The 22,999-nt window shown below is 40.7% G+C and carries 18 protein-coding genes; 2 read left to right on the top strand and 16 right to left on the bottom strand.

Features of this window, described 5'->3' with window-relative positions; translation table 11 throughout:
- Positions 1-12: 12 nt before the first annotated feature.
- From pglX to ltrA, 6 genes are all read right to left on the bottom strand, one after another.
- Positions 13-3,618 (bottom strand): BREX-1 system adenine-specific DNA-methyltransferase PglX, encoded by a 3,606-nt coding sequence (gene pglX, locus AC4PGZ_RS02515; RefSeq protein WP_492159471.1) that lies wholly within the window; start codon positions 3,616-3,618, stop codon positions 13-15.
- Positions 3,619-3,629: 11 nt separating this feature from the next.
- On the bottom strand, positions 3,630-7,208 hold the full coding sequence (brxC, locus tag AC4PGZ_RS02510; protein ID WP_492159470.1) for a BREX system P-loop protein BrxC: 3,579 nt from the start codon (positions 7,206-7,208) through the stop codon (positions 3,630-3,632).
- Between the two features lie 10 nt (positions 7,209-7,218).
- Positions 7,219-7,800 carry a DUF1788 domain-containing protein gene (locus tag AC4PGZ_RS02505; RefSeq protein ID WP_492159469.1) on the bottom strand — a complete coding sequence of 194 codons (582 nt, stop codon included), beginning with the start codon at positions 7,798-7,800 and terminating at the stop codon, positions 7,219-7,221.
- Entirely contained in the window at positions 7,797-8,399 is a 603-nt protein-coding gene (locus tag AC4PGZ_RS02500) for a DUF1819 family protein (RefSeq protein WP_492159468.1), read from the bottom strand. The genes AC4PGZ_RS02505 and AC4PGZ_RS02500 overlap by 4 nt, the downstream gene beginning before the upstream one ends.
- A 41-nt stretch (positions 8,400-8,440) precedes the next feature.
- Complete coding sequence (locus AC4PGZ_RS02495) at positions 8,441-8,650, bottom strand: helix-turn-helix domain-containing protein (RefSeq protein ID WP_089609001.1); 210 nt, start codon at positions 8,648-8,650, stop codon at positions 8,441-8,443.
- 249 nt (positions 8,651-8,899) lie between these two features.
- Positions 8,900-10,312, bottom strand: a complete 1,413-nt coding sequence (ltrA, locus tag AC4PGZ_RS02490) for a group II intron reverse transcriptase/maturase (RefSeq protein ID WP_492159467.1) — start codon at positions 10,310-10,312, stop codon at positions 8,900-8,902.
- Positions 10,313-10,707: 395 nt separating this feature from the next.
- On the opposite strand from ltrA, the gene AC4PGZ_RS02485 reads away from it, so the two are divergent.
- A complete protein-coding gene (locus AC4PGZ_RS02485; RefSeq protein ID WP_492157849.1) occupies positions 10,708-12,006 on the top strand; it encodes an IS110 family RNA-guided transposase in 1,299 nt (432 codons plus the stop codon).
- 594 nt (positions 12,007-12,600) lie between these two features.
- On the opposite strand, the gene AC4PGZ_RS02480 is transcribed toward AC4PGZ_RS02485, so the two are convergent.
- The 4 genes from AC4PGZ_RS02480 to AC4PGZ_RS02465 form a co-directional block, all read right to left on the bottom strand.
- The gene (locus AC4PGZ_RS02480) at positions 12,601-13,674 is read right to left on the bottom strand and encodes a 2,3-butanediol dehydrogenase (RefSeq protein WP_492159466.1); all 1,074 of its coding nucleotides are present in this window, start codon (positions 13,672-13,674) and stop codon (positions 12,601-12,603) included.
- 258 nt (positions 13,675-13,932) lie between these two features.
- Entirely contained in the window at positions 13,933-15,828 is a 1,896-nt protein-coding gene (locus AC4PGZ_RS02475; RefSeq protein WP_492159465.1) for a sigma-54-dependent Fis family transcriptional regulator, read from the bottom strand.
- 114 nt (positions 15,829-15,942) lie between these two features.
- Positions 15,943-16,476 (bottom strand): GerMN domain-containing protein, encoded by a 534-nt coding sequence (locus AC4PGZ_RS02470; protein ID WP_492159464.1) that lies wholly within the window; start codon positions 16,474-16,476, stop codon positions 15,943-15,945.
- Between the two features lie 119 nt (positions 16,477-16,595).
- Positions 16,596-17,387 (bottom strand): fasciclin domain-containing protein, encoded by a 792-nt coding sequence (locus AC4PGZ_RS02465; RefSeq protein ID WP_492159463.1) that lies wholly within the window; start codon positions 17,385-17,387, stop codon positions 16,596-16,598.
- Between the two features lie 197 nt (positions 17,388-17,584).
- Here AC4PGZ_RS02465 and AC4PGZ_RS02460 point away from each other — a divergent pair, with 197 nt between their 5' ends.
- Positions 17,585-18,133, top strand: coding sequence for a cob(I)yrinic acid a,c-diamide adenosyltransferase (locus AC4PGZ_RS02460; RefSeq protein ID WP_492159462.1), 549 nt, complete (start codon positions 17,585-17,587; stop codon positions 18,131-18,133).
- An 82-nt stretch (positions 18,134-18,215) separates the two neighbouring features.
- On the opposite strand, the gene AC4PGZ_RS02455 is transcribed toward AC4PGZ_RS02460, so the two are convergent.
- From AC4PGZ_RS02455 to AC4PGZ_RS02430, 6 genes are all read right to left on the bottom strand, one after another.
- The gene (locus tag AC4PGZ_RS02455) at positions 18,216-18,716 is read right to left on the bottom strand and encodes a GAF domain-containing protein (RefSeq protein ID WP_492159461.1); all 501 of its coding nucleotides are present in this window, start codon (positions 18,714-18,716) and stop codon (positions 18,216-18,218) included.
- Between the two features lie 20 nt (positions 18,717-18,736).
- Positions 18,737-19,279, bottom strand: coding sequence for a peptide-methionine (S)-S-oxide reductase MsrA (msrA, locus tag AC4PGZ_RS02450; protein ID WP_492159460.1), 543 nt, complete (start codon positions 19,277-19,279; stop codon positions 18,737-18,739).
- Positions 19,280-19,365: 86 nt separating this feature from the next.
- Positions 19,366-20,592 (bottom strand): sodium ion-translocating decarboxylase subunit beta, encoded by a 1,227-nt coding sequence (locus AC4PGZ_RS02445; RefSeq protein WP_492159459.1) that lies wholly within the window; start codon positions 20,590-20,592, stop codon positions 19,366-19,368.
- 20 nt (positions 20,593-20,612) lie between these two features.
- The gene (locus AC4PGZ_RS02440; protein WP_492159458.1) at positions 20,613-21,002 is read right to left on the bottom strand and encodes a biotin/lipoyl-containing protein; all 390 of its coding nucleotides are present in this window, start codon (positions 21,000-21,002) and stop codon (positions 20,613-20,615) included.
- Positions 21,003-21,022: 20 nt separating this feature from the next.
- Positions 21,023-21,430: an OadG family transporter subunit gene (locus AC4PGZ_RS02435; protein WP_492159457.1), complete on the bottom strand. Its 408-nt coding sequence runs from the start codon at positions 21,428-21,430 to the stop codon at positions 21,023-21,025.
- An 18-nt stretch (positions 21,431-21,448) separates the two neighbouring features.
- Positions 21,449-22,993, bottom strand: coding sequence for an acyl-CoA carboxylase subunit beta (locus tag AC4PGZ_RS02430; RefSeq protein WP_492159456.1), 1,545 nt, complete (start codon positions 22,991-22,993; stop codon positions 21,449-21,451).
- Positions 22,994-22,999 lie beyond the last annotated feature (6 nt).

Below are 22,999 nucleotides of genomic sequence, written 5' to 3'. Positions count from 1 at the left end.
ACCCTCCTTTTTTCAGATTTTAGCCAATACATCATATTTCTTGCCATCTCGATCAGTTTGGACCTTTTCATAGTTAACTTTCACACCATCATCCAAATCAATCGAAGTACGTGCTAGAGCAAGATGAGCGATTTTCTCATCGTATTCTTTGGTTTCTTGAAGTTGCTTAATTAATTTTTCTTTGCGTTTCGTCGCAGCAGTCACTTCACGTGCATCATCACTGTTCTCTATGGCATCTTGCATCCGGCTAATTTCATTTTCATAAATCCTCTGTAACCTATGAAGATAATCGATTCTGAGGTTACCTATTGTGTTTTCATCAAATCGATGCATGTATACTAAAGCCTTAAAACCATTTTGCTTTCCACTGTCAAAGAGCCAATATATTGGTCTCTTTTGATAAACCTTACAGTGATCTTTAAAGAAGCTCTTCACAAAATAAGTACGGATTACTTCTCTTGAGCTATCACCCTTTTCGTTAAGTACGCGAGCAATAAAATTAAGATTTTCTTCAAGTTTGCTTTCACCATAAATTATTCGAATAAAACCCACTATTCGTTCTATAATATCATCTTGGAAATATTCCTCGTCTGTTATAGGAATTATGTTGTCTTTATCTGGGATATAACTTTTGTAATTTGAACTATCCCAATCTCCGCCAGCATAGGCAAGTCCTTCTACATCGAGCGAGTACCGCCCAAACATACAGCCCACGGCGAAACTTATTAGACTGCGGATCTCACGTCCCAAATCGGCACGGAGCACGGTCACGTCTTTATCCTCGACCTCTGGTGTGAGTTCGTCCTGCAAACCGTAGATGTCGATGAATATGCTGTTAAGTTCTTCCTCGTTGGCTTTAAGGGTGTCAAATCGCTCAGCAGCCTCACGTTCCCACTTAGCAAACGCTGCTTCGACCGTCCGCTCGATGCAAAGAAGTGGATGTCGTTTGAAATCCCACGAAGTTTCGAAAGAGTCCCAATCCTCTTTTGCAATTTTGATTGAGTCATTTACAATGCGTGGAATATCAGCATGTTCAGTGGTAATCACTGGGAAATTATTGAAATCTCCAATTTGTAAATTAATTGTCGGATTTAGCATTTTGAAAATATGATTTGCTATTTTAGTACTCATTAGCCCTAAAATATACATAAGCAGATTTCGATTATCAGAGAATGCTGACATTCCTGAGACATCATGAATACTCCCTGGCCTTCGATACCTAATGCTGAATCCATTACTGGCAATTAGAGACCAAGTTATTGCTTCACGGAAATAAAAATCAGTGTTTTTAACGACGAAATCTGGTGATGATAAATAAGTATATTTATTCATCACATTTTCTTTTATTTCTTTTCCGTTATTTGACCAGTCCACTACATAATCATAATTTCCATACCACTGACGGCGACTTCCTCCTTTATTATATGGAACCCATTTTATTTCAGTAATAGCTGCCTCAGATATGGATTTAATATCAAAATTGATTCGTTTTAGACTAACTTCATACCATAGCCTAAGAAATTTTTTATTATCAGTAGTTGCAAGTCCTTGTCTTGGCGAAATTAAAGAGTTCATCGGTCTGCCTTCTTTGAAATTCTTTAATATTGCCCTGCTTGCCCAGTAAACAATTGGTGAACCAGGAATAATTGCATAATCTATAAACTTTGAGTAATAACGATTTTTACCACTTAAAAAAAGATTCTGCTTTAGTGATTCGCTATTTTCATCTACTAACCTCAAATACGTACCATTATAGTTCTTTTGGGAATTATTTCTCATAGTAAACGCAGTGGTTTGAACAATCTCACCACTAATCTCATCAAATGCTCTTGTTCCTAAATGAGCCATATTTATTAGTATTTTCTCTCCAATTTCACTGCGCAATTTTGTATAGTCAGACAAAAACATCCATGAATGTTGCGTAATTAATGAATAGAAGCCATTAATTTTACACAGTTCTCCGCATTTTTTTATAAATACAGCAAATAAATCGGATTTAGCTGATGCAAAGTTATTTTTTACATATTTGAAAAGAGTATTACTCATCCCACTACTACTCATGTATGGAGGATTTGTTATAACTACATGGTACTTTTGACCCATAACTTGACCAATTTCAACTAAAAGACACAACTGCTCTCTTGTATGTTCAACTCCAATTGTATCCAAAGACATTTGTCCATCTTCATCAATGACTTTAGTAAACTTACGTAATAACTCCCAATTAAAGTCATCAACATTAAGGATTGATCCATATTCCTTCGCATCGATAAAGGTATCCAGCAAACCCTGTACCTGAAGAAATGCTGAATTTTTCTCCAGGTCACTCAAACCAGCACCAAAGTATTTCAACTGGTCTCTCTCTACGTCATTACTCTCTTGTATTGCATATAAATGGCAGATCGTTTCTCCATTTATAATTCTTCTATTATACTGTCGTGCTTTCATCATTACTGCAAAATAGGCTAACTGGTAGGCTCGATTATCAATATCTAAGCCATAAAGATTTTGCTCCACGATGCTCTTTGCAGCTTCACGCTGGCTGTATCCATAGCTTTCATATATTTGCATCAGAACATCAAATGCGTATACCAAAATATGACCACTACCCATTGCTGGATCAATAATCTTAATATCTTCCGGTTTGAAATTCTTGTATTCTTCTCTAATTTTATCTAACTGTTTTTGAACAATGTCTTCTTGTTCAGCTTCATCTAAATAATATTTCCAAATTGACTTAAGTTCATTATTGGGATGGCCTTCTATCCACAAACGTCCCAGGCTGTTCTCAACCATGTACCGGACAATCCAATCTGGCGTAAACAGCTGCGTTGCTGCAGGTATACGATCCTTGGTAATCTTGACATTTTTCTTAAGAAGAGCAAAGGTTTCATCCTTAGGTTCAGTATTGTAAAACTGATAAAGCCATCCAATGATTTCAACCTGACCTTCTTTAGAGACATTGAAATCATCTTCGGAAATATCATTAACTAAATGGTAAACCACACCTTCCTTGTCAGTAAAAGAAACATTTAGCAGAAGTTCAGTATAATCGCTTGTTTTTTCAAAGAGTTTAGGTAGATTAGCATTTAAAGCATTACACTGCTTAATGAAGAGCATGCGAAATAGTTCATCAAGTTTATTTTCATGTTTCAACAGTACAACTCTATCTCTCTCGTAATCTGAATAATCAAGATTGGCTTCCAGTGCATGGGTAACTAGATCAGGCTCCACCTTTCCGTTGCTTTCAGAGGAAAGGACACGAATACGCGTAGGTAGATAGTCATTCACTTCCATGAAACGTACTGCAATTAATCGGTTGAACCAAGTATATGCTACTTCCTCAATGACATTCTTGTAAGCAGTAGAGTAATCGCTTTGTTTGGCTTTTCTCTCTATCTCCTCAACTAACTTCTTACGTTGCTGGATTTCTAGGCCAGTAATAGAGCTCGGCTCCTTCGTACCTATATCAAAAAACTGAACCGTCTGGGTGGACTGCGAAAGCGGACTTTTAATTCCATTTTCTGTAATCCCCAAAAGACCTGCTTTATAGCTGATATCAGCTATGAGCTTATTTCTCGCCCATATCGCAAAATTTTTAATTGCTGTCTTATTCATGTGTATCCCCCTTAGAACTCAATGTTGATGATAGTGTCCTGATCAAGCTCTTTCATGATTTGTTCTCGTAGTTCGCTGATGTATTTATCAAGATCCTGAGCAGATTCTATCTGCCAAGATGATGTCAAGCTAACATTCTTGATGCTGATACTCCTCTGTTTTTTAACTGGTTTGGGATCATCACCATCATTACCATAAGGCGGCGTATCTTCAGCAATCTTTTCATCCTTCTTGGCCATTTCATTAAGCAGCCGCACTTTTAGCGCATCTGCTTCGATTTTGACATTTTGAAGCGTAGCCACATTATTGCAGGTGGTCGCTTTATCATGGATCTCTCTGAACAGTTTGAGATATCTGTCTTTCAGTTCATCTTTATACGGTTTGGAATTTAGAACCTCAAATACTCGATCTTTAGCATCCTCAATGGCTTTGAGTATTGGAGCCTCCATTTGAGTCAATACGGCCATGTAGGCATCTCTGAATTGACTTAGTAGATCGGGCAGTTTGGGGATATCGCTATAGGGCATTTCCTTTTTCAGAATTGCCTTGATTTCCCGGACTGTTTCCTCAACATTATCGTCTACAATGAATGTCTTGCTGTCATCGTAGATTTTCACCATCTTTAGGGCGTCTTCAAAGATTTTCTTTTGCTCACCCGCAAAGAATGCTTTGACTGGTTCGAAATCCTCAGCAAAATCCAAGAAGTCGTCACGGTCTGAATAAATCTTCTTGAAGAATTCAGATGGGGACTGGATCTGGATGATTGCTCTTAAAATTCCTTTGCCAGAAAGGACAGTTTTCTTCCCTGGGAAGCTATGGTTGTTGAACATGATCTCAATCTTCTCCAGCTCGGTTTCAAGACTGCTGCTGTAGCTTTGGAAAGACTGCATCATGGAATCATCATCGTCATTGATGCTGGAAACCCCGAAGAGCTCTTTCATGACTTCACGGACGGCCTTCTTTTCTTCGATGCCAGCTTGTTGACGTCTCTCTGTCAGAAGTTTTTCTACATATTCTTTCTTGGTGATGTAGCGGATGATTTCTTCTTCTGACCTGTTTAGAAGAGTAACCGCCGCACCATTGACAGTCAGTGCGATGTCTCCGTTTTTGAATAGCTTAGCTACAAGCCATTCCACATCATCTTCCACAAATCCGTAAGGTGCTTTCATGAACCTGTCCATAAGACTCTTCATGGAAGTCTTGGTATGCATGGATGAATTAGTGGCGATGAAACTTAATACATCATGGATCGCGTGAGCATTTGCTTCCTTGCCGCCTTCCAGGGCAAAAGACTGCTGATTGGATGTTTTGAAAAGCGCTCGAATATTAGCTTCGTTCATGGCAACATCAATGTATGAAAGCTTATGATAGACGGTGGAGACCAGTCGCCCCAATGCATCATTGATGCGGGAGGAGACCTCTTTCGCGCCAATTTGAGCCCGATCGCCGTTGACGTAGATCGCCGCATTCTTCATGGATTCCTGAAGGAATAACTTGGCATTTCCGTTTCTCTCTCGCATTTCAATCCGTTTAGCTTCTTTGATCTGCTCGAATTTAGCCAGCTTATTGGATGTTGTCAGTCTTAAGTACTTCTCGATCTTAAGAGCACTTCTTAGCTCATTGAGGAATGCGGAATCATTCGGAAGTACAACCAAAACTTCCTTGCCCTGACCGGACATCATTCGAAGTGTTACATCATCATCCCCATACTCAGAGCTTGGCGTCAGAATGCGAACTCCAATGTCATTGTTCTGGTTAGACTTATAAGGACGATCATCTACGATCTGATTAAAGGCAAAATTGTAGCGTCCGTTATGTTCCGGATACCGGTATTTCTTATCACTGAAGATATCTTCAAAAATAATTTCTGAAGCCTTGCTGATGACCTCAGCCATTTCAACGTTCTGGTTTTCGATTTCCCGATTGATTTCCTGCTCTTCGTCGGTCAGGAAGACATAGTTGTCCCCATTCTTCTGGACAAGCATTTGGCGAACCAGTATTTTCAACGCTTCTTCGACGCGCTTCTTCAAAGCAATACGATCTGTATCGATGTCGGAAATCATCAAGCTGGTAATGTTATCGACATTTGCGGTGATCTCTTTGACGTACTTGATCATAAACAGTGTCTTCAGAACATTGACATTGAAATTATCTGCTTCATTGTCTGGATTAATGTAGTTGTTATCAGCCGCTCTGGAAATAACACCTTTGTGGCTGTGGTCCAAAAATTGATGGAGCGCATCATAGAAGACATTAAAGGGGATCAGGGCACCATGCTCGCGATCCATGAGCTTCATGGCAGATTCCTTGAATAAAGCGATCATGGAACGTTCGCCTTCGGATAAGTGCTTGCCGGAAGCACCATGGGTACGGATGGAAGTCAACACGCTGGCTAATAAATTGAACTGATAAGGCACAAAGGGATATACCAAGGCAAAGTCGTGTTCATTGGCATACAGCTTTTTTTCCACGCCATCATTGAAAACGATCAGATTTTTGATGATAGTGGATTTTTGCTCGTAAAGCAGCCGCAGCGTCTGTTCAGCAGTGGTCGACTTGTCCAAGATTCTTTTCTTGATGACTTCATCTACATTGGCAGACGACAAGGAGAGACGTGTATCAAAACGTCCCTGAATCTTGGAGAAGTCATTTCCTTTTGTTTTGGTGATAGAGTCGATATCCTGCTGGCTGGTCACGATGATCCAAACCTTTCCGCGGCAAGCAGTCCCCAGATCCTCTGTGACGGTCTGGAGATTCAGCATCAACTTGGAATCGTCCCCTATATACTGACCAATCTCATCTACCAGGAAGACCAGGTGATGATTACGGCCTTTGTGATCTAGGTATTCTTTTACCAACTTGGCAAAGTTCTCGATGCTGATCTGATAAGGCTCAATGGCTTTTTCGCACCAGTTGCGGGCAGCCGACTCGCTCATGAAGCCCATATCTTCCAAAACATCCACAATGGTATCCTGGATGAAATCAAATTTATTTCTGGAATCAATCCAGGGCTTGCCAAACTCATCTTCAAATTTCTCTTTAAATTCGTCATAGCGATCTTGCTCGGTGAGCTGCCGTTCCAAATCCGCCAGGGCAGGAATCGATCCACAGAAGCCCTGCATCTCATTGAAGACTTTCAGAAATACGGAGACAATGGCATCCTTGGTCTGTTTACCGGCCATCTCGCTCTTGGAGTCAATATTAAAAAGAACCACATCCGTTGGTACACTCGCCGCCAGTTTCATGTCAGCTAACACCATTGGATCGATGATCTTCTTGTCATCTATGAAATATTCAATGGCTTTCTTGCCGTTGACTTCCTTGTTTTCAAGTAAGTAGGACAGGATCTTTAAGAAGTGAGATTTACCGCTTCCAAAGAAGCCGGAGATCCAGACACCCATTTTGTCAGTGTGTCCGTTGATTCCTTTCTTGTAACTGGCGAAGAAATCCGTGAAATGCTTTTGCAGCTCTCTGGTGACCACATATTCTTCCAGTTCTTGTTTGATATTCTCATCATCCGCCTGACCAACTTTGATGACCCCTTTGATATCACGGTCAATGGGTTTTGCAAACATATCTTTGATAAACATCTTCATCCCCCTAATCTACCAGCTTGAAAGCTCTATAGTAGTTATCGTCTTTTATTGTTGAGAAAAGGACCAGTTCCTGGCCATCGTATTTCCCCGGATAAAACAGCACCACTGGCACACGGTCTAATGTCTGGTGCAGGTTATTCAGCACCTTATGTGACCGCAGGATCGGATAGCACTTACCGATTCCCACAAGAAACACCACTGCATCCTCAGGTGTATGTTCCTGGATGTGTTTTACGATAAGGCTGTCCGCATCATTGATCTTCAAGAGGTTTCCAACAGATTTAATGATCCGGTCGAATCCCTTTTTCTTTTCAAACTTATAGACCTGCTCCAGGAAACCTTCCTTTTCCAGGATATCGATGATGATGTCGTAAAGGTCGAACACCACCAGCTCGAATCCATCCGTGCCCCGGGAGTTCTTGTTTTTCATATAAGCAACACGTTCTCTGACAATGAGTTCTTTTTCTGCCGGATAATCAAAGACGTAATAACCGACTTCGTTGCCTAAGCCCTTGTTTTGCCGGAAGCTTTCGCTTTTGATCAAGCGTTCGGCTATATCCAAACGTTCTTCCAAACTCGCCATCATCTCACCCCCGTCAACGCACGGAGTGTCATTTCCATGCCGCAGTCTTTGAGCTTTTGTTCCAGTGTACGATCGAGAATGGGCTTTAAGATTTTCTTTACCCCTAAAGACCTATCCAAGATACCTGACTCCATTAATACAGTCTTATAGCTTTTCCCAAGAGTTTTTAGGGTATGATCCGTCCACTTGGCAACACGCTCATTCTGGATCTGTTTGTCTTTAAAGAACACACTGATATCGCTATCTGAGATCTCATCAATCCCAATGATCAGTTTTTCACGGTAGACTTCATACATGAAGTCAAAAAACAGCGAGTCGCTTTCCATGACCGCAATCAGAGCAATCAGCTTCTGGTTTGAAACGTCACACTGCTCAAACAAATCATAGAAGCCTTGATCTAAGGCTTTAACACGCGTGGACACAGTATTGAAAATCTGTATGGCCCTAGCTTCTGTGGGGGCAGAGAATATATTCTCTTTTAGATTCAAGCTTTTGATTTCAGGTAAGGTTTTACCTGAATTCAAAAGGCTGATCATTTTTTTAAATTCTGAAAACCAAAATGGCAGTTTCACCATTCCGGCACTATATTCCTTTCTTGGCATTCATGCGCCTCCTGACAACTAAATTTAGGTAAAGTAATAGCCTACTTTTGGGTAGGCACAATTTCCATAATGTCCCCAAAATCACAATCAAGCACTCGGCAGATCTTAACGAGCACTTCCATGGAAACATATTCATTATTTGAAAGTTTAGTGAGGGTGTTAGGACTGATTCCTGTAGCAAGTCGAAGATCCGTTTTTTTCATGCTTTTATCGATCAGAAGTTTAAAGAGTTTGTTGTAGCTGACATCCATAAATTCACACCTCGTTTATAAGGATTACAATACATTGCCTATCTATTCGATTATATCACGATGAATTCCCAAATGGCAGAAAAATATATAGATATTTGCGAATTCCTCTTTGAAAATCGTTTTTTCTATATAGGATTAGGATTTTAGGTGTGAATATACCCTGACAAGGCATCGGGTAGGAGGTAGATAATTATTTTATCTACCGACCTCCCACACCACCGTGCATACCGTTCGGTACACGGCGGTTCTCTAGTTTTCACATACTTTCAGATAATAGTCAGTCATGGAAATGTTTCCAAGGCTGGCTATTACTTTGTTTGTAAGTACACTATTTAGCATAAGCGCAGCGCGCCATATTCCTTTACGGCAATTTGCCAGTTGGTGTACTTTACACTTAGGCACCCCGAATTTATTTATCATCCGGTATCTAGTTTTGGCTTTCTTCCATTGTTTCCAGTATATCGCTCTCAGCCTCCGGCGTAGCCATTCATCTGTAGTAATGAGCAGCTTCTTCATATCTGCCATCGCAAAGTAGTTCACCCATCCTCTAATGAACTGCGTCAATTTCATTGCTCTGTATTCATTCCCCCATCCATTATTTCTTGATGTGAGTTCTTTCAACTTTGCTTTCATTTTAGCTGCTGATTTAGAGTGTACTTTCAGTCTACATTTTCCTTTGTATCTGTAGAAACTGTATCCCAGATATTTCACTTTGCTGATGTGTGACACTTTGGTTTTCTCTCGGTTTACTTTAAGAAAGAGTTTCCCCTCTATATATGGCACGATATTATTCAAGGTCCTCACTGCACTTTTTCTGCTTTTGCAAAATATCATGCAGTCATCCGCATAGCGCACGAACCTGTGCCCTCTGCGTTTTAGTTCCTTATCCAGCTCATTGAACATGATATTGCTAAGAAGTGGGCTTAATGGTCCCCCCTGAGGCATACCAACATCTGTCTTTTCGAACATACCTTTGCTGATTATTCCCGCGTTGAGATATTTGTGAATGAGTGATATTAACCTGTTATCCTTGATGGTACGTGACAACAGTTCGATGAGCTTACTCTGACACACGGTATCAAAGAATTTCTCCAAATCCATATCAACCACATATACATATCCGTCGTTAACATTCTGCTGGCACTGTTTCAGTGCATCATGTGCACCTCGTTTTGGTCGAAAGCCATAACTGTTTCCGCTAAACTGTTCCTCATAGATTGGGGAGAGCACCTGCGTTATTGCCTGTTGAAATACGCGGTCAACGACAGTTGGTACTCCAAGCTTGCGAAATTCGCCTTTTGTTTCTTTTGGTATTTCTACCCTACGGGCTGGTTTGGGTTTATATTTCCCTTCCATTAACTTCTGGACAAGTTGCTTTTTGTTGTCTTTGAGAAACGTTAGAAGTTCATCCACGCTCATCCCATCAACACCGCCTGCGCCTTTGTTAGACTTTACCCTTTTGTATGCCTTGTTAAGGTTGTCCGGGTGTAATGTCTGTTCCATAAGTTTATCCGTCTGATAGCATGTGATGGTGTCGTTGTTTTCAGCAATCCTCGAATGATTGGACACTTCTGCATTTTCCTTCTGTTCCGCAGATACCCTTTGCAGATAGCCATCAATATGAAGTTGTCTGTCCTTAAATTCATTCTTAGTTACATTCATTTACTCACACCTCCTTGTATAATGTAGTTAGTAATTTATGGTTTTAATTCAACTAATAAAACCCGAACATTACGAACTACTAATTTTTTTGTATATATTTCAAATCCTGGCGGATTATTGAATATATTATATAAAATTTATTCCTTTTTGAAAATTCAACTTTGCCAAATGTAGTATAATCTTTATTGAATAGAGGATAGATGTACACCTCCTGGGAGGATCACAGTATCCCATACCCGCAAATTAGCGTATCATTCCATCAGTAAAAATTCTATGTTTAGCTGGTTGGATTTCCCGAAGGGAATTATCCGTGTCACAAACAAGGTTGTAGAGTTGCTGATAGAAGGTGGAATCTCTAATTCTATCTCAATATATTAAATAAGGAGATACTGGAAATGAACAAATATATTAATAGACCAGTTGTAGGAATCGATGTTGCCGCAGAATTTTCAATGGTTGCCATTTTGGCACCTGACGGTGAGGTATACAGGAAATCATTCAGGATAAATCATACTTTGGATGGATTTGAATATTTAGCTTCTGAAATAAAAAAAGTGGAAGAAAAATATGACATGAAGGTTGCCTCCTTCATGGAATCCACTGGCGTGTATCATATATCTCTTTTCCACTTTTTAAATGATAATAAGTTTGATGTGTTCACTATCAATCCTCTTATCACTAATTCTAACAAAAATTTCGATATTAGAAAAGTGAAAAATGATAAACAAGATGCACTTGCTATTGCTAAAATATGCAAATTCCAAAATATCAAGGTATCCAATAACTTTGATAAAGAGCTGTATACATTGAAATCACTTTGTCGTGAATATTACAAGCTTACCGATACCAAGTCTACATTCAAGAAAAAATTATCTAATGAATTAAGAATAATTTTCCCTGGCTATTTAAATATTTTTTCTGATACTACATCAAAATCATCTTTACAGATATTGAAGCAGTATCCAAGACCCGACGATATACTTTCAGCTGACAAAACTGAAATCATAAACCTTCTGTTGAAACTTTCCAGGAAAGGCATGAAATACGCTGAAAACAAATATGCTCTTCTGTTTGCTGCCGCAAAAGAATCCCTTATCACTGGAGTATCATCAGATAGTCTGTTTGTTAAGTTGAAAGCTAATATAAGCATTATAGAGAACTTTGAAACTCAAATAGATTTACTTCTCTGCGAAATCAAAAATCTGCTTTCAAGTGGCAGAATACCGACTGATATTCTTAAAAATATTGAGTTGCTTCAATCAATACCTGGTATAGGTGAAGTAACTGCTATAACAATTATAAGTGAAATTGGTGATTTTAAAAATTTTGCAAAATCAAAAAAGCTGGTTGCATTTTTCGGACTTGATCCTTCGGTAAATGAATCCGGAAAATTCAAAGGCTCCAATAATCATATTTCTAAAAGAGGAACACGCACGGGCCGAAGAGCTCTTTACGCTGTCGCTCTTGCTTCGGTTAGAAGCAAACGAAATGGTCTTGCAACAAACAGCGTACTTCTTAACTATTACAAAGAAAATATGAATGGTAAGAGCAAGAAGGTAGGCATTGTTGCTGTCATGAAAAAATTATTGGGTTATATATTTTCCATATTAAAGAATCAAAAGTCATATGAAATTCGTCACCCTGAGCTACACTGTAAGATGTATGTTGAAAATCAATATCTGCAAGTAGCCTAACGGCTGAATACGAACCATTTAAAAGTCAGGCCATTCAAAATTCGAATATTTTTTTGGCCTATTTGTAGTACCATAAAACCATAAATGAATTTTTATCAAAAATCATTGACAATTACTAGCTGGTCTAAAGTTCAGTCCTTCCCAATTCATTTGCAACTGAATTGGTACTATGACCTCTGCTGACTTCTCATGATAAATCTTGTTTCAACCATAACTACAAAATGTTCTATTGCCCCGTTATGTCCATGAGACCTCCCCAGGTAAGAACGCAATCTTCCTCTCCATATATCTGCCACATTTACTACAGTTAATCCCGGGTAGTTATTGGACTTTGACTTGTAATGCAGTCTTATCCTTAACTGTAGCCTGATGTGATTTCTGTTCGTCAGACCAGAGATTTGCCTACACCTTCCTTCAGATTCCACCTCGCGATGGACACCCTTGGTGTTCAGCTATGTCTTTCCCACTACCGGGGCAGACTTGGGACTTTAACCCTTGAGATTGCGCCCATGCTGGGCGCACATTGAAAAGGCCTTCCAGAAGTAAGACTTGTGGAAGGCCGGTTTTCAATTGGCAAAATTCAGTTGTTTATACTTATAAAAGAGACTTATCAGGCGTCACAAGTATCTTTACGTGATTTTTCTTATCCGGTCCTGTGAGCGATCCAAAGCCTTCTTTCACAATGTCATCCAGGCTTATTTTCTTTGTGATGTATCCTTCTGCCTTTATTCTTCCGTCATTCATAAGTGCCATAGTAGCCGGGAATTCATTTCTGTATGCGATTGTACCCACTATTGTTTTCTCTGAGAATATGAATGTGTTAGGATTTATGCTGACCTCATTTTCCCATATGCTTGTCACTACCATTGTTCCATTGTGTCTTATGCTCTCCATTCCTGCATCAAAGCCTGCTTTTGAGCCTGTAGTTTCAAACGATATGTCTGCTCCGACTCCTCCTGTGAGGAGCTTTACTTCTTCTGCCACATTTACTTCATTTGGATCTATTACTATATCTGCTCCGGCTCTGAGCGCATAATCCTGCCTTACTGACTTTCTCTGCATTACTATCACAAGGCTTGCTCCGGCAGCTTTGAGGGCTTCTATCGTTGCAAGTCCTATAGGGCCTGCTCCAAGCACAAGCGCGCTCTGACCTGTCATGAATTTTCCAGTTCTGAGTGAATGGACTGCTACTGCTATGGGCTCTATAAGCGCCGCCTTTTCATATGAAAGTCCATCAGGAATCTTGTGAACGAATTTTGCGGGGAATACCGTGTATTCTGCGAATCCTCCTCCGCCTCCGCATAGTCCATGAAAACCAAGGCTGCTGCAGAGATTATACTTTCCTTCCAGGCAGGCTGCACAGGTTCCGCATGCCACTATAGGTTCTACTGCAACTCTGTCTCCGATTTCAAGCCCTGCAACTCCCTCGCCCACTTCTGTTATCTCTCCTGAAAACTCATGGCCAAGCACCACAGGAGCCACGCATCCGCTTATAGGATGCGGGGTTCCCTGTGGTATGAATATCGGTCCTCCCAGATATTCATGAAGGTCTGAACCACATATTCCGCACCATTTCACTTTTATCTTCACGCTTCCGGCAGTTACCTCTGGCTCTTTGATATCCTCTAATCTTACATCTTCTCTTCCATACCATAATGCAGCTTTCATATTATTCCTCCATATCGTATTTGTTTATAAATTATCAACTCATCCAATATAAGAGCAAAATCCGTTCCAATGCTGTGCTGCTACATATGATTTTCTTAAAAACCGCCTTATAAGCCCTGAAATCTTTAGCTTCTGTATTTATCTTAATCTCCGGCCAGGCTACGGTAAAAGTTGGGTATATTCATATTTTCTCAAAAACGATACAAAAACAGTCTCAAGAATGAGATATTTCTCATGTTTGAGACTGTAGCTGATATATTATTCTCCATGCCTTTTTATTTCGTACTTTTTCATTCTTCTGTAAAGCGTTGCTCTGCTCATTCCGAATATTTCCGCTGCGCGCTGCACGTCCCAGTCGCACCTTGAAAGCACTGTTATGATGTTTTCTGCTTCGACCTGCTCAATATCTATGATCTCACGAATGGCGCTCTGCTGTTTTTCCGGTTCGCCTGCCTTAATGATGCTCTCGCCGCTGCTGACAGTCAGCTCATCGCTCTCGCAGAGATAATAATCTCTGAAAACCACATTCTGAAGCTCTCTTACATTTCCTTTCCAGCTTCTTGACTTGAGCGAATCTATATACCAGCTTGAAAGAGTTTTTTTCTTGTCTTGAGCCTCATTCAGCTTTTCTGTAAAATACCTTGCAAGGAGCTCTATGTCTTCTTTTCTGTCATCAAGCTTTATGATTTCTATGTTCATTACACTCAGCCTGTAATAGAGATCCAGCCTGAAGTTGTTTTTTGAGATTTCTTCCAGAAGGTCTCTGTTGGTAGCTGCTATTATCCTTACATCGACAGTTTTTTCATAACTGGCGCCTATTCTGTTTATCTTCTTGTTGTCAAGAAATCTGAGCAGCTTTGACTGCATTTCAAGTGGCATTTCACCTATCTCGTCCAGAAACACGGTTCCACCATCTGCTATCTCAAATTTTCCTGGCCTCCCGGATTTGTCTGCTCCTGTAAATGCTCCTTTTTCATATCCGAAAAGCTCGCTTTCGATTAGCTCTCCTGGAATGAGGGCACAGTTTATTGCAAGAAAAGGTTCTTCGGCGCGATAGCTGTGATTGTGTATCGCCTGTGCAAAAAGCTCCTTGCCGGTCCCACTCTCTCCTGTTATCATTACGCTGCAGTCTGTATCGGCTATCTTCCTTGCATAACTTATAGTTTCTTTCATTTTCCTGTCGTTTGTTACTATATCCCTGAATCTGTATACGGCTTTGTAGCCGGCCACCTTGTTTACTATCTTGTTTATCTGGCTTGACGGCTTGAAGGTTATGACCGTCCCCATGCTTTTCCCTGAGGATTTTACAGGTACGGCTTTTATTATGCACTTTATCATCTTAGCGTCTCTGGTGTATATGGCATAGTCCAGATTCTGATAATATTCATCTATTGCTGATATTTCGCTTTTGAGCTCTCTGTCCTTTGTAATAAGGTTCATGTCTTTTTTTGTAAGCTCTTGCGACGAATATCCCAGTATCTCGCATGCCTGTTCATTCAGCCTGCTTATCTTCATATTCTCATCAAGGATAATCATGCCGTCGTTTATGGAGCTGAAAGTAGCATTTATAAGCGTATTGGATCTGATTATCTCCATCTGGCTCTCGATTGAATATGCCGCTGTGATTACCATCCCCAAAGTGTGGATATGAGCTTTTCCTGATTCTCCAGACATATCTATGCAGCCTATGACATTTCCCTTTTCATCATGTATGGGCGCTGCAGAGCATGTCCACGAGTGCTGCGTCTTGCAGTAATGCTGCGTTCCTATGGTCTGAAGCGGCTGATCTATATGTATTGCAGTCCCTATTGCATTTGTTCCGACGGCTTCCTCTGTCCAGACTGCGCCTTTTAAAAAATTAAGCTCCTCTGCTTTTTTCATTATGTCTTCATCGCCTATGGTCTCAAGCACATAGCCATTCCCGTCTGTCAGCATTACGCTGAAGCCTGATCCCTTTACTACCTGATACATTTTATTCATGAGAGGTATGGCCACACTCATGAGACCTTCGTTCTTTTTAAATATTTCATCCATTTCAGGCTCTGATACTCTTTTTCCTTTCCCGTGCTCTCTGTCTACGCCAAAGGCTCTGCATCTTTCCCAGGATTCTTTTATTATTTCTGAAACGCTTTTATCAACTTTGTTTGATTCCATTACAGTCCCTTCTTTATATCAAATAATTATATGAGCTTTCCAAACATGTCAACTGAGCCTTAAAAAACACTCTCTGGGAAGTTATCCTGGAAAGTGTTTTTCACTGCCTTTTTATCAGCAGATATTCTGCTGTACTTCTGCGATATTGCTGTAGTCAGTTTCAAAGAAGTCACCTTCTTCAAGAAGTATATGCCCTGACTCGTATAGTTTTTCTTCTACAGTTATTATCACCTTGTCAGCTCCGTAATACTGTCCGAAAGTATTGGTAATGCTCTGAAGTATCATTCCCTCATACTGCGATCCTGCATTCATCTCATATCTGAATGCATCATTGAAGTCTATGTGAAGTATGCCCTCATCATCGAGACTTATATCTTTTATCTTTGTGTTCTCACTGAATACCGGTCCTGTGCCCTTGAGTACATTGGACTTGTAAAGCTCCGTTATATTATCCTTAACTTCCGCCTCGCTCTCTGCATCCAGAGTTGCAGCAATGAAATAGTATTTTTCATCATCAATATTCGGATAGTACAGATTGATATTCTGCTTTACCTCTGGTGTATCCTGAGCCTGATCATCCTGCGGTTTTGTGCATCCTGTCAGAGCTATCAGCATAACCATAAGCAAAGCCATTATTTTTTTAGTCATATATTCCACCTCCATGTTATAATGATACCCCTCTATGCATATTCTACCACATATCAAAGAAAAGTGCCTCTATAAAATAGAGGCACCATATATTAATAATTTATCAATTAATATTTTAGTTAAGGAAGCATAACAGCATCTATTACATGGATAACTCCGTTTGAAGCAACTATGTCTGTCATTGTAATGGTCGCTCCGTCAATATATGCCTTTCCGCCCTTAATATCAATATCAGCAAAATCACCATTTAGCATCTTTATCTTTTCCATCTTTACTACGTCAGACGCAAGCAGTCCTTCTCCCGCCACGTGATATGTCAGTATATCAACAAGTTCATCTTTATTTTCAGGTTTAAGAAGGTTTTCAACAGTTCCTTTCGGAAGTTTTGCAAATGCATTATCTGTAGGTGCGAATACTGTGAAAGGACCTTTTCCCTTAAGGGTATCTACAAGTCCTGCTGCCTTTACCGCCGCTACGAGAGTTCCAAAGTCACCTGCTGCAACCGCAGTATCAACTATGTTTTTTTCCACTACAATCTTCAGGTTTGCTCTTCCATCAACATATTCGATCTCAATGTTCCATATATCCTTAAGTGACGCTTCGCTGATGTATATTCTTCCGTTTTTGATATACACAGGATGATCCATCGTATAATTCTGATTATCTACTGATACCCATTTTTCGCCTGCCCTGAATTTTACTGTCTTTCCTTCGATTATCATAACTGCCGATTTATCATGCTGATTCCACTGCAGATTTGTTTTAAGAAGAGTTGCTACTGTTCTTACCGGAAACATCTTTACTCCGTTATGGCTTATGACCCCATCATGGTCAGCCGGAGTAGCTGCATAAGCGGTCAGGGTAGAAAACATGAGTATAAAGGCTACCAACAATCCAGATATTTTTTTCATGGTAATTCTCCTTTCATATCTCTAATAGTTCTACAGCATATCTACCCTTTAACATAGATTGGTAACAAAGAATTATTCGAAAATTAGTATTTAAAATATATAATTTGAAATTAGAATTTTCATTTTTGAGTTTATTTTTCTCAATAAGGGTATAATCCTAATAAGTATTTATTTTATATATTGCATTGGAGGATCATATGAAAATATACACAAAGACAGGCGACAGAGGCGAGACCTCTCTATATGATGGCACAAGAGTAAGAAAGGATTCCGTACGTGTGGAGGCTTATGGAACAGTTGATGAGCTGAATTCAACTATAGGCCATGCACGAAATTTCATAGAAGATCAGGATATAAGCGAGAGGCTTTTTAAGATCCAGAAGAAGCTGTTCTTTGTCGCTGGCGAGCTTGCTACCTCCCAGAACGGGGAATTCAAGCTTTCTGTTACGGAAGAAGATATAGCAGCGCTCGAGAGATGGATTGATGAAATCCTGGCAAAAATAGATAAGGTGAACGCCTTTATAATCCCTGGAAGCTCAAAGGCATCTTCTTCGCTTCATGTTGCTAGGACTGTATGCAGAAGGGCTGAAAGAAGGATTCTTGCTCTGGATGCTGAAACTGAGGTAAATCCGGTTCTGATCAAGTTCGTCAACAGGCTTTCCGATACGCTCTATGCATTTGCAAGATATCTTGAGAGCGAACTGGTGCTTGTAAATTTTGAAGAAATGGCAAAGGAAAAGCTTTAAAAAAAATCGCATAAAAAAGGATAATATAAAGCGAGGGCGGCTCATAACAGAGCCTGCCCTCGCTTCGTTTCATATCAAGATGTTATATATCCAGATCTGTTTTTTCAATGAAAAGCTCAAGGATCTTCTTGAGTCCCTTTTCATCTTCAGTATCAAATGTGGCTTTTTCAAAGCTGTCTATATCAAGCACTCCCAGTAGTTTCTCATCCTTAAATAGTGGAATTACGATCTCTGAGTTGCTCGCGCTGTCACAAGCGATATGCCCCGGGAACTGATGCACGTCCTCCACTATCTGAGTGATGTTCTCGGCGGCGGCAGTTCCGCATACGCCTCTTCCCATAGCGATCCTTGTACATGCAACTTTTCCATTGAAAGGCCCAAGCACGAGCTCATCATTCTTGTACAGATAGAATCCTGCCCAGTTTATGTTGCTGAGATTGAAATACAGCAGGGATGAAAGGTTTCCCATGTTTGCCAGCATGTCTCTTTCGTCGTAAAAAAGCCCTTCTGCCATCTGATAAAGCTGCTCATATATTTTTTCTTTCGGCTGATCCTTGAATATCTCTGAAAAATTAAAGCTCATAGTATTCTCCTTTTATATTGTTAGTCCTTAAGTGTATCAAAGCTTACATGGCAGTATCCCCCAGGGTTCTTGTCAAGGTATGCCTGATGATATTCTTCTGCCTCATAAAAGCACTTCAGCTTTTCAACTTCTGTCACTATAGGATTTTTGTAATTCTGGCGCTTGCTTTCAATCATTCTCTCTATAATCTCTTTTTCGCTTTCATCCAGATAATATATCCCGTTTCTGTACTGTGTACCTGTATCATGCGACTGCCTGTCCTTCTGAGTAGGGTCTACTATCATGAAGAACCTCTCGACTATATCTTCCAGGCTGAGTATGGTGCTGTCATATACTATCTTTACTGTCTCGGCATGACCGGTAGCGCCTGTGCATACTTCTTCATATGTCGGGTTTTCCTTTGTTCCGTTGGCATATCCGCTGATTGATTCCTTAACACCCAGAATCCTTGAATAATATGCCTGTACTCCCCAGAAGCATCCTCCTGCGATATATATCTCCTTTAGATTTTCTTCCCTGAATGCAATCCCTGTGTTGGGGTTCTGCGGTAATAATGATTTCATGTTTACCTCCTCATTCATAAATTTAAAGAAACCCGCAGCGGAGTGCTGCGAGTTAAGTATATTCTTTACATTTTTCAAAAAACTCCTTATCCAAAAAGAGTAAGCAGAACTCCGGCCGCTACCGCTGAGCCTATAACTCCGGCTACGTTTGGTCCCATTGCATGCATGAGCAGGAAGTTTGAAGGATTATATTCTCTTCCGACTTTGTTCGATACTCTTGCTGCCATAGGTACTGCTGAAACTCCTGCAGATCCGATGAGCGGATTTATAGGGTCATTTTTTGAAAGCTTGTTCATAAGCTTTGCAATTATAACTCCCGCTGCTGTACCAACTCCGAACGCAGTTACTCCAAGAACTACTATCTTTAGTGTCTCAGCCTTCAGGAAGGTTTCTGCATTTGCAGTCGCTCCTACCGATACCCCAAGAAGTATGGTTATTATGTTTATGAGCTCATTTGTTGCAGTTTTTGTAAGCCTTTCTGTAACTCCACATTCCTTGAACAGGTTTCCAAGCATAAGCATACCTACAAGTGTAGCTGCTGGAGGAAGTATTAGTGAAACTATTATAGTTACAGCTATCGGGAATATTATTTTTTCTCTTCTGCTTACAACGCGAAGCTGATTCATAGTAATCTTTCTTTCTTCTTCAGTCGTAAGAAGCCTCATTATAGGCGGCTGTATTACTGGCACGAGCGCCATATATGAATATGCGGCAACCGCTATAGGTCCGAGCAGATGCGGTGCGAGTTTTGATGTAAGTAGTATGGCGGTTGGCCCGTCGGCTCCACCGATTATTCCAATCGACGCTGCTTCCTGAGCTGTGAATCCAAGAAGTATGGCACCAAAGAAAGTGAAGAATATCCCAAACTGAGCCGCAGCTCCAAGAAGAAGGCTCTTCGGGTTTGCGATCAGTGGAGAGAAGTCTGTCATTGCTCCTACTCCGAGGAATATAAGCGGAGGGAAGATTCCGAGTTTTGCACCTAATGAAAGATAGTAAACCAGTCCTCCGGGTGTTTCTGTTTTCATGCTTGCAATCATTTTACCCTGCTCTGCCAGCTCCATCTGTTTTACGGCCTCATTCATGTTTTCAGGCTGATGAAGGGATAATATAGTATCAGGCAGTCCCATTACCTCCGCGAGTGGAAGATTTGCCAGAAGCATACCAAATGCAATTGGAATGAGCAGAAGCGGCTCAAATCCTTTTGCAATGGCAAGGTAAAGTAATACACAAGCCACGCCTATCATTATAGCTTCTCCACCCGTGATATTTGCAATACCAGTAGATGAAATAAAGTCTAATATCAACTGACTCATGTGTTCCTCCTATTTTCTATTTAGCCTATAACAACTAATACGTCTGCTGTATTAACTGATGCGCCTTTGGTAACGTTAACAGATTTTACTGTTCCATCGCATGGAGCAGGAAGTTCATTTTCCATCTTCATTGCTTCGAGGATAACGCATACCTGACCTGATTTGACTACATCTCCCTCTTTTACCATGATGTCAAGCACAGTCCCAGGCATCGGAGCTGAAACAGTTCCTGCCCCTGCAACAGCCACTGCCGGCGCTGCCTTTGGAGCTGCTGCCACTGGTGCTGCTGGTGCAGGCGCTGCTGCCGGTCTTTGAACTGCAGGTGCAACTGGCTGAACGCCATCTTTTATCTCTTCTACCTCAACTTCATATGAGTTTCCGTTTACCTTAACATTGAATTTCTTAATCATTATATGTCCCTCCGAATTATCTATAATCTACTGTTCAACTGTTCAAGCATTCCTGCATTTGCCCATGAGCTCATGCCGTTTCTCGCTATGTTCCTGATTACGATCCTGGTTTCCCCAGAAGCATAATGTGTGGCTATGGCAGCCATGACAGCAGCGATTTCTTCTTCATCATTTCCAGCACCAGCCTGAAATGTGTCTGATATCGGTGTCACTTTGTCTTCCTGAGCCACCTTGACTTCTTCTATTTTGATTTTCTTAGGCTTTTCCGAAAGTGATGATGTCATGATCTTTATTGCGTACATTATTATTACCAGAACGATGAACACTATCACCATGGAGAATAATGTCACAACAAGCCCTCCCAGCATTTTTTCTGCCAGGGACATCGAAGAAACATCAGCAGCCATTTGAGCTATCAATTCTTTCATTATTATAATCTCCTGTTCTTACAGTGGAATATTTCCATGTTTTTTAGAAGGTCTCTGTTCTCTCTTCGTGCTTAGCATTTCGAGTGCATCTATAAGCCTTACCCTTGAATGTGATGGCTCTATTACGTCATCTACATATCCTCTTTCAGCTGCCTTATATGGCGTTGCAAACTCGTCCTTGTAGTCCTGTATCATCTTCGCTCTTGTTTCTACAGGGTTTTCTGAGGCTTCAATCTCCTTACGGAATATTATGTTTGCTGCTCCATCCGGTCCCATTACTGCGATTTCAGCTGTAGGCCATGCAAATACCATGTCAGCTCCAAGCTCTTTTGAGCACATCGCTATATATGATCCGCCGTATGCCTTTCTTGTGATAAGCGTGATTTTTGGAACTGTAGCCTCGCTGTAAGCATAGAGCATTTTTGCTCCGTGTCTTATGATTCCGCCATATTCCTGTGATGTACCCGGAAGGAATCCTGGTACGTCTTCTATGTTTATTACCGGTATATTGTATGAATCGCAGGTTCTTATGAATCTTGCAGCCTTGTCTGAAGCGTTTATGTCAAGGGCTCCAGCCATTATTTTCGGCTGATTCGCTATTATTCCTACGGTCTGTCCGTTAAGTCTCGCATAACCTGTAACTATGTTCATAGCGTATAATTCCTGATATTCCATGAAGTCGCCGTTATCAACGATCTCTCTTATTATATTCTTCACATCATACGCCTTGTTCGGACTCTCTGGTATTATCTCGTTAAGTAGATCTGATACTCTGTTTGGATCATCAGTACAGTCATATACAGGTGATTTTTCAAGATTGTTGGAAGGAAGGAATGAAAGCAGTCTTCTTACTTCCATTATCGCTGCTTCATCATCTGATGACTTGTAATGCGCCACTCCTGATATGGAGTTATGTGTAAGTGCTCCGCCAAGTGCCTCTGAAGTTACTTCTTCTCCTGTTACCGCTTTTATTACCTGTGGTCCTGTTATGAACATCTGGCTCGTCTTCTCAACCATGAATATGAAATCTGTTATCGCCGGTGAATATACCGCTCCACCTGCACATGGTCCCATTATCACTGATATCTGAGGGATTACGCCTGATGATATTGTATTTCTGTAGAATATCGCGCCATAACCTTTGAGGGCATCTACAGCTTCCTGTATCCTTGCTCCTCCCGAGTCGTTCATTCCTACACATGGAGCTCCCATTTTCAGAGCAAGATCCATTACTTTACAGATTTTTCCTGCATGCATCTCGCCAAGAGATCCACCTACTACGGTAAAATCCTGTGCATATGCATATACAAGCCTGCCGTCAACTTTTCCGTATCCGGTAACTACACCTTCTGCAGGGGCATCTGTGTCTGCCATGTCGAAGTTTGTACATCTGTGCTTTACAAATGCATCCAGCTCTACAAATGTGTCTTTGTCAAACAGCATTGTGATTCTTTCTCTTGCCGTCATCTTTCCTGATGCATGCTGTTTTTCAACTCTTTTTTTCCCGCCTGCCTCTTCTATTTTTGCTCTTTTTTCTAACAACTGCGTTAATTTGTCAGCCATTTCTTC

It is taken from the genome of Proteocatella sp. QWL-06 (genome assembly GCF_058684135.1).
This window is presented reverse-complemented; position numbering and strand designations above follow the sequence as displayed.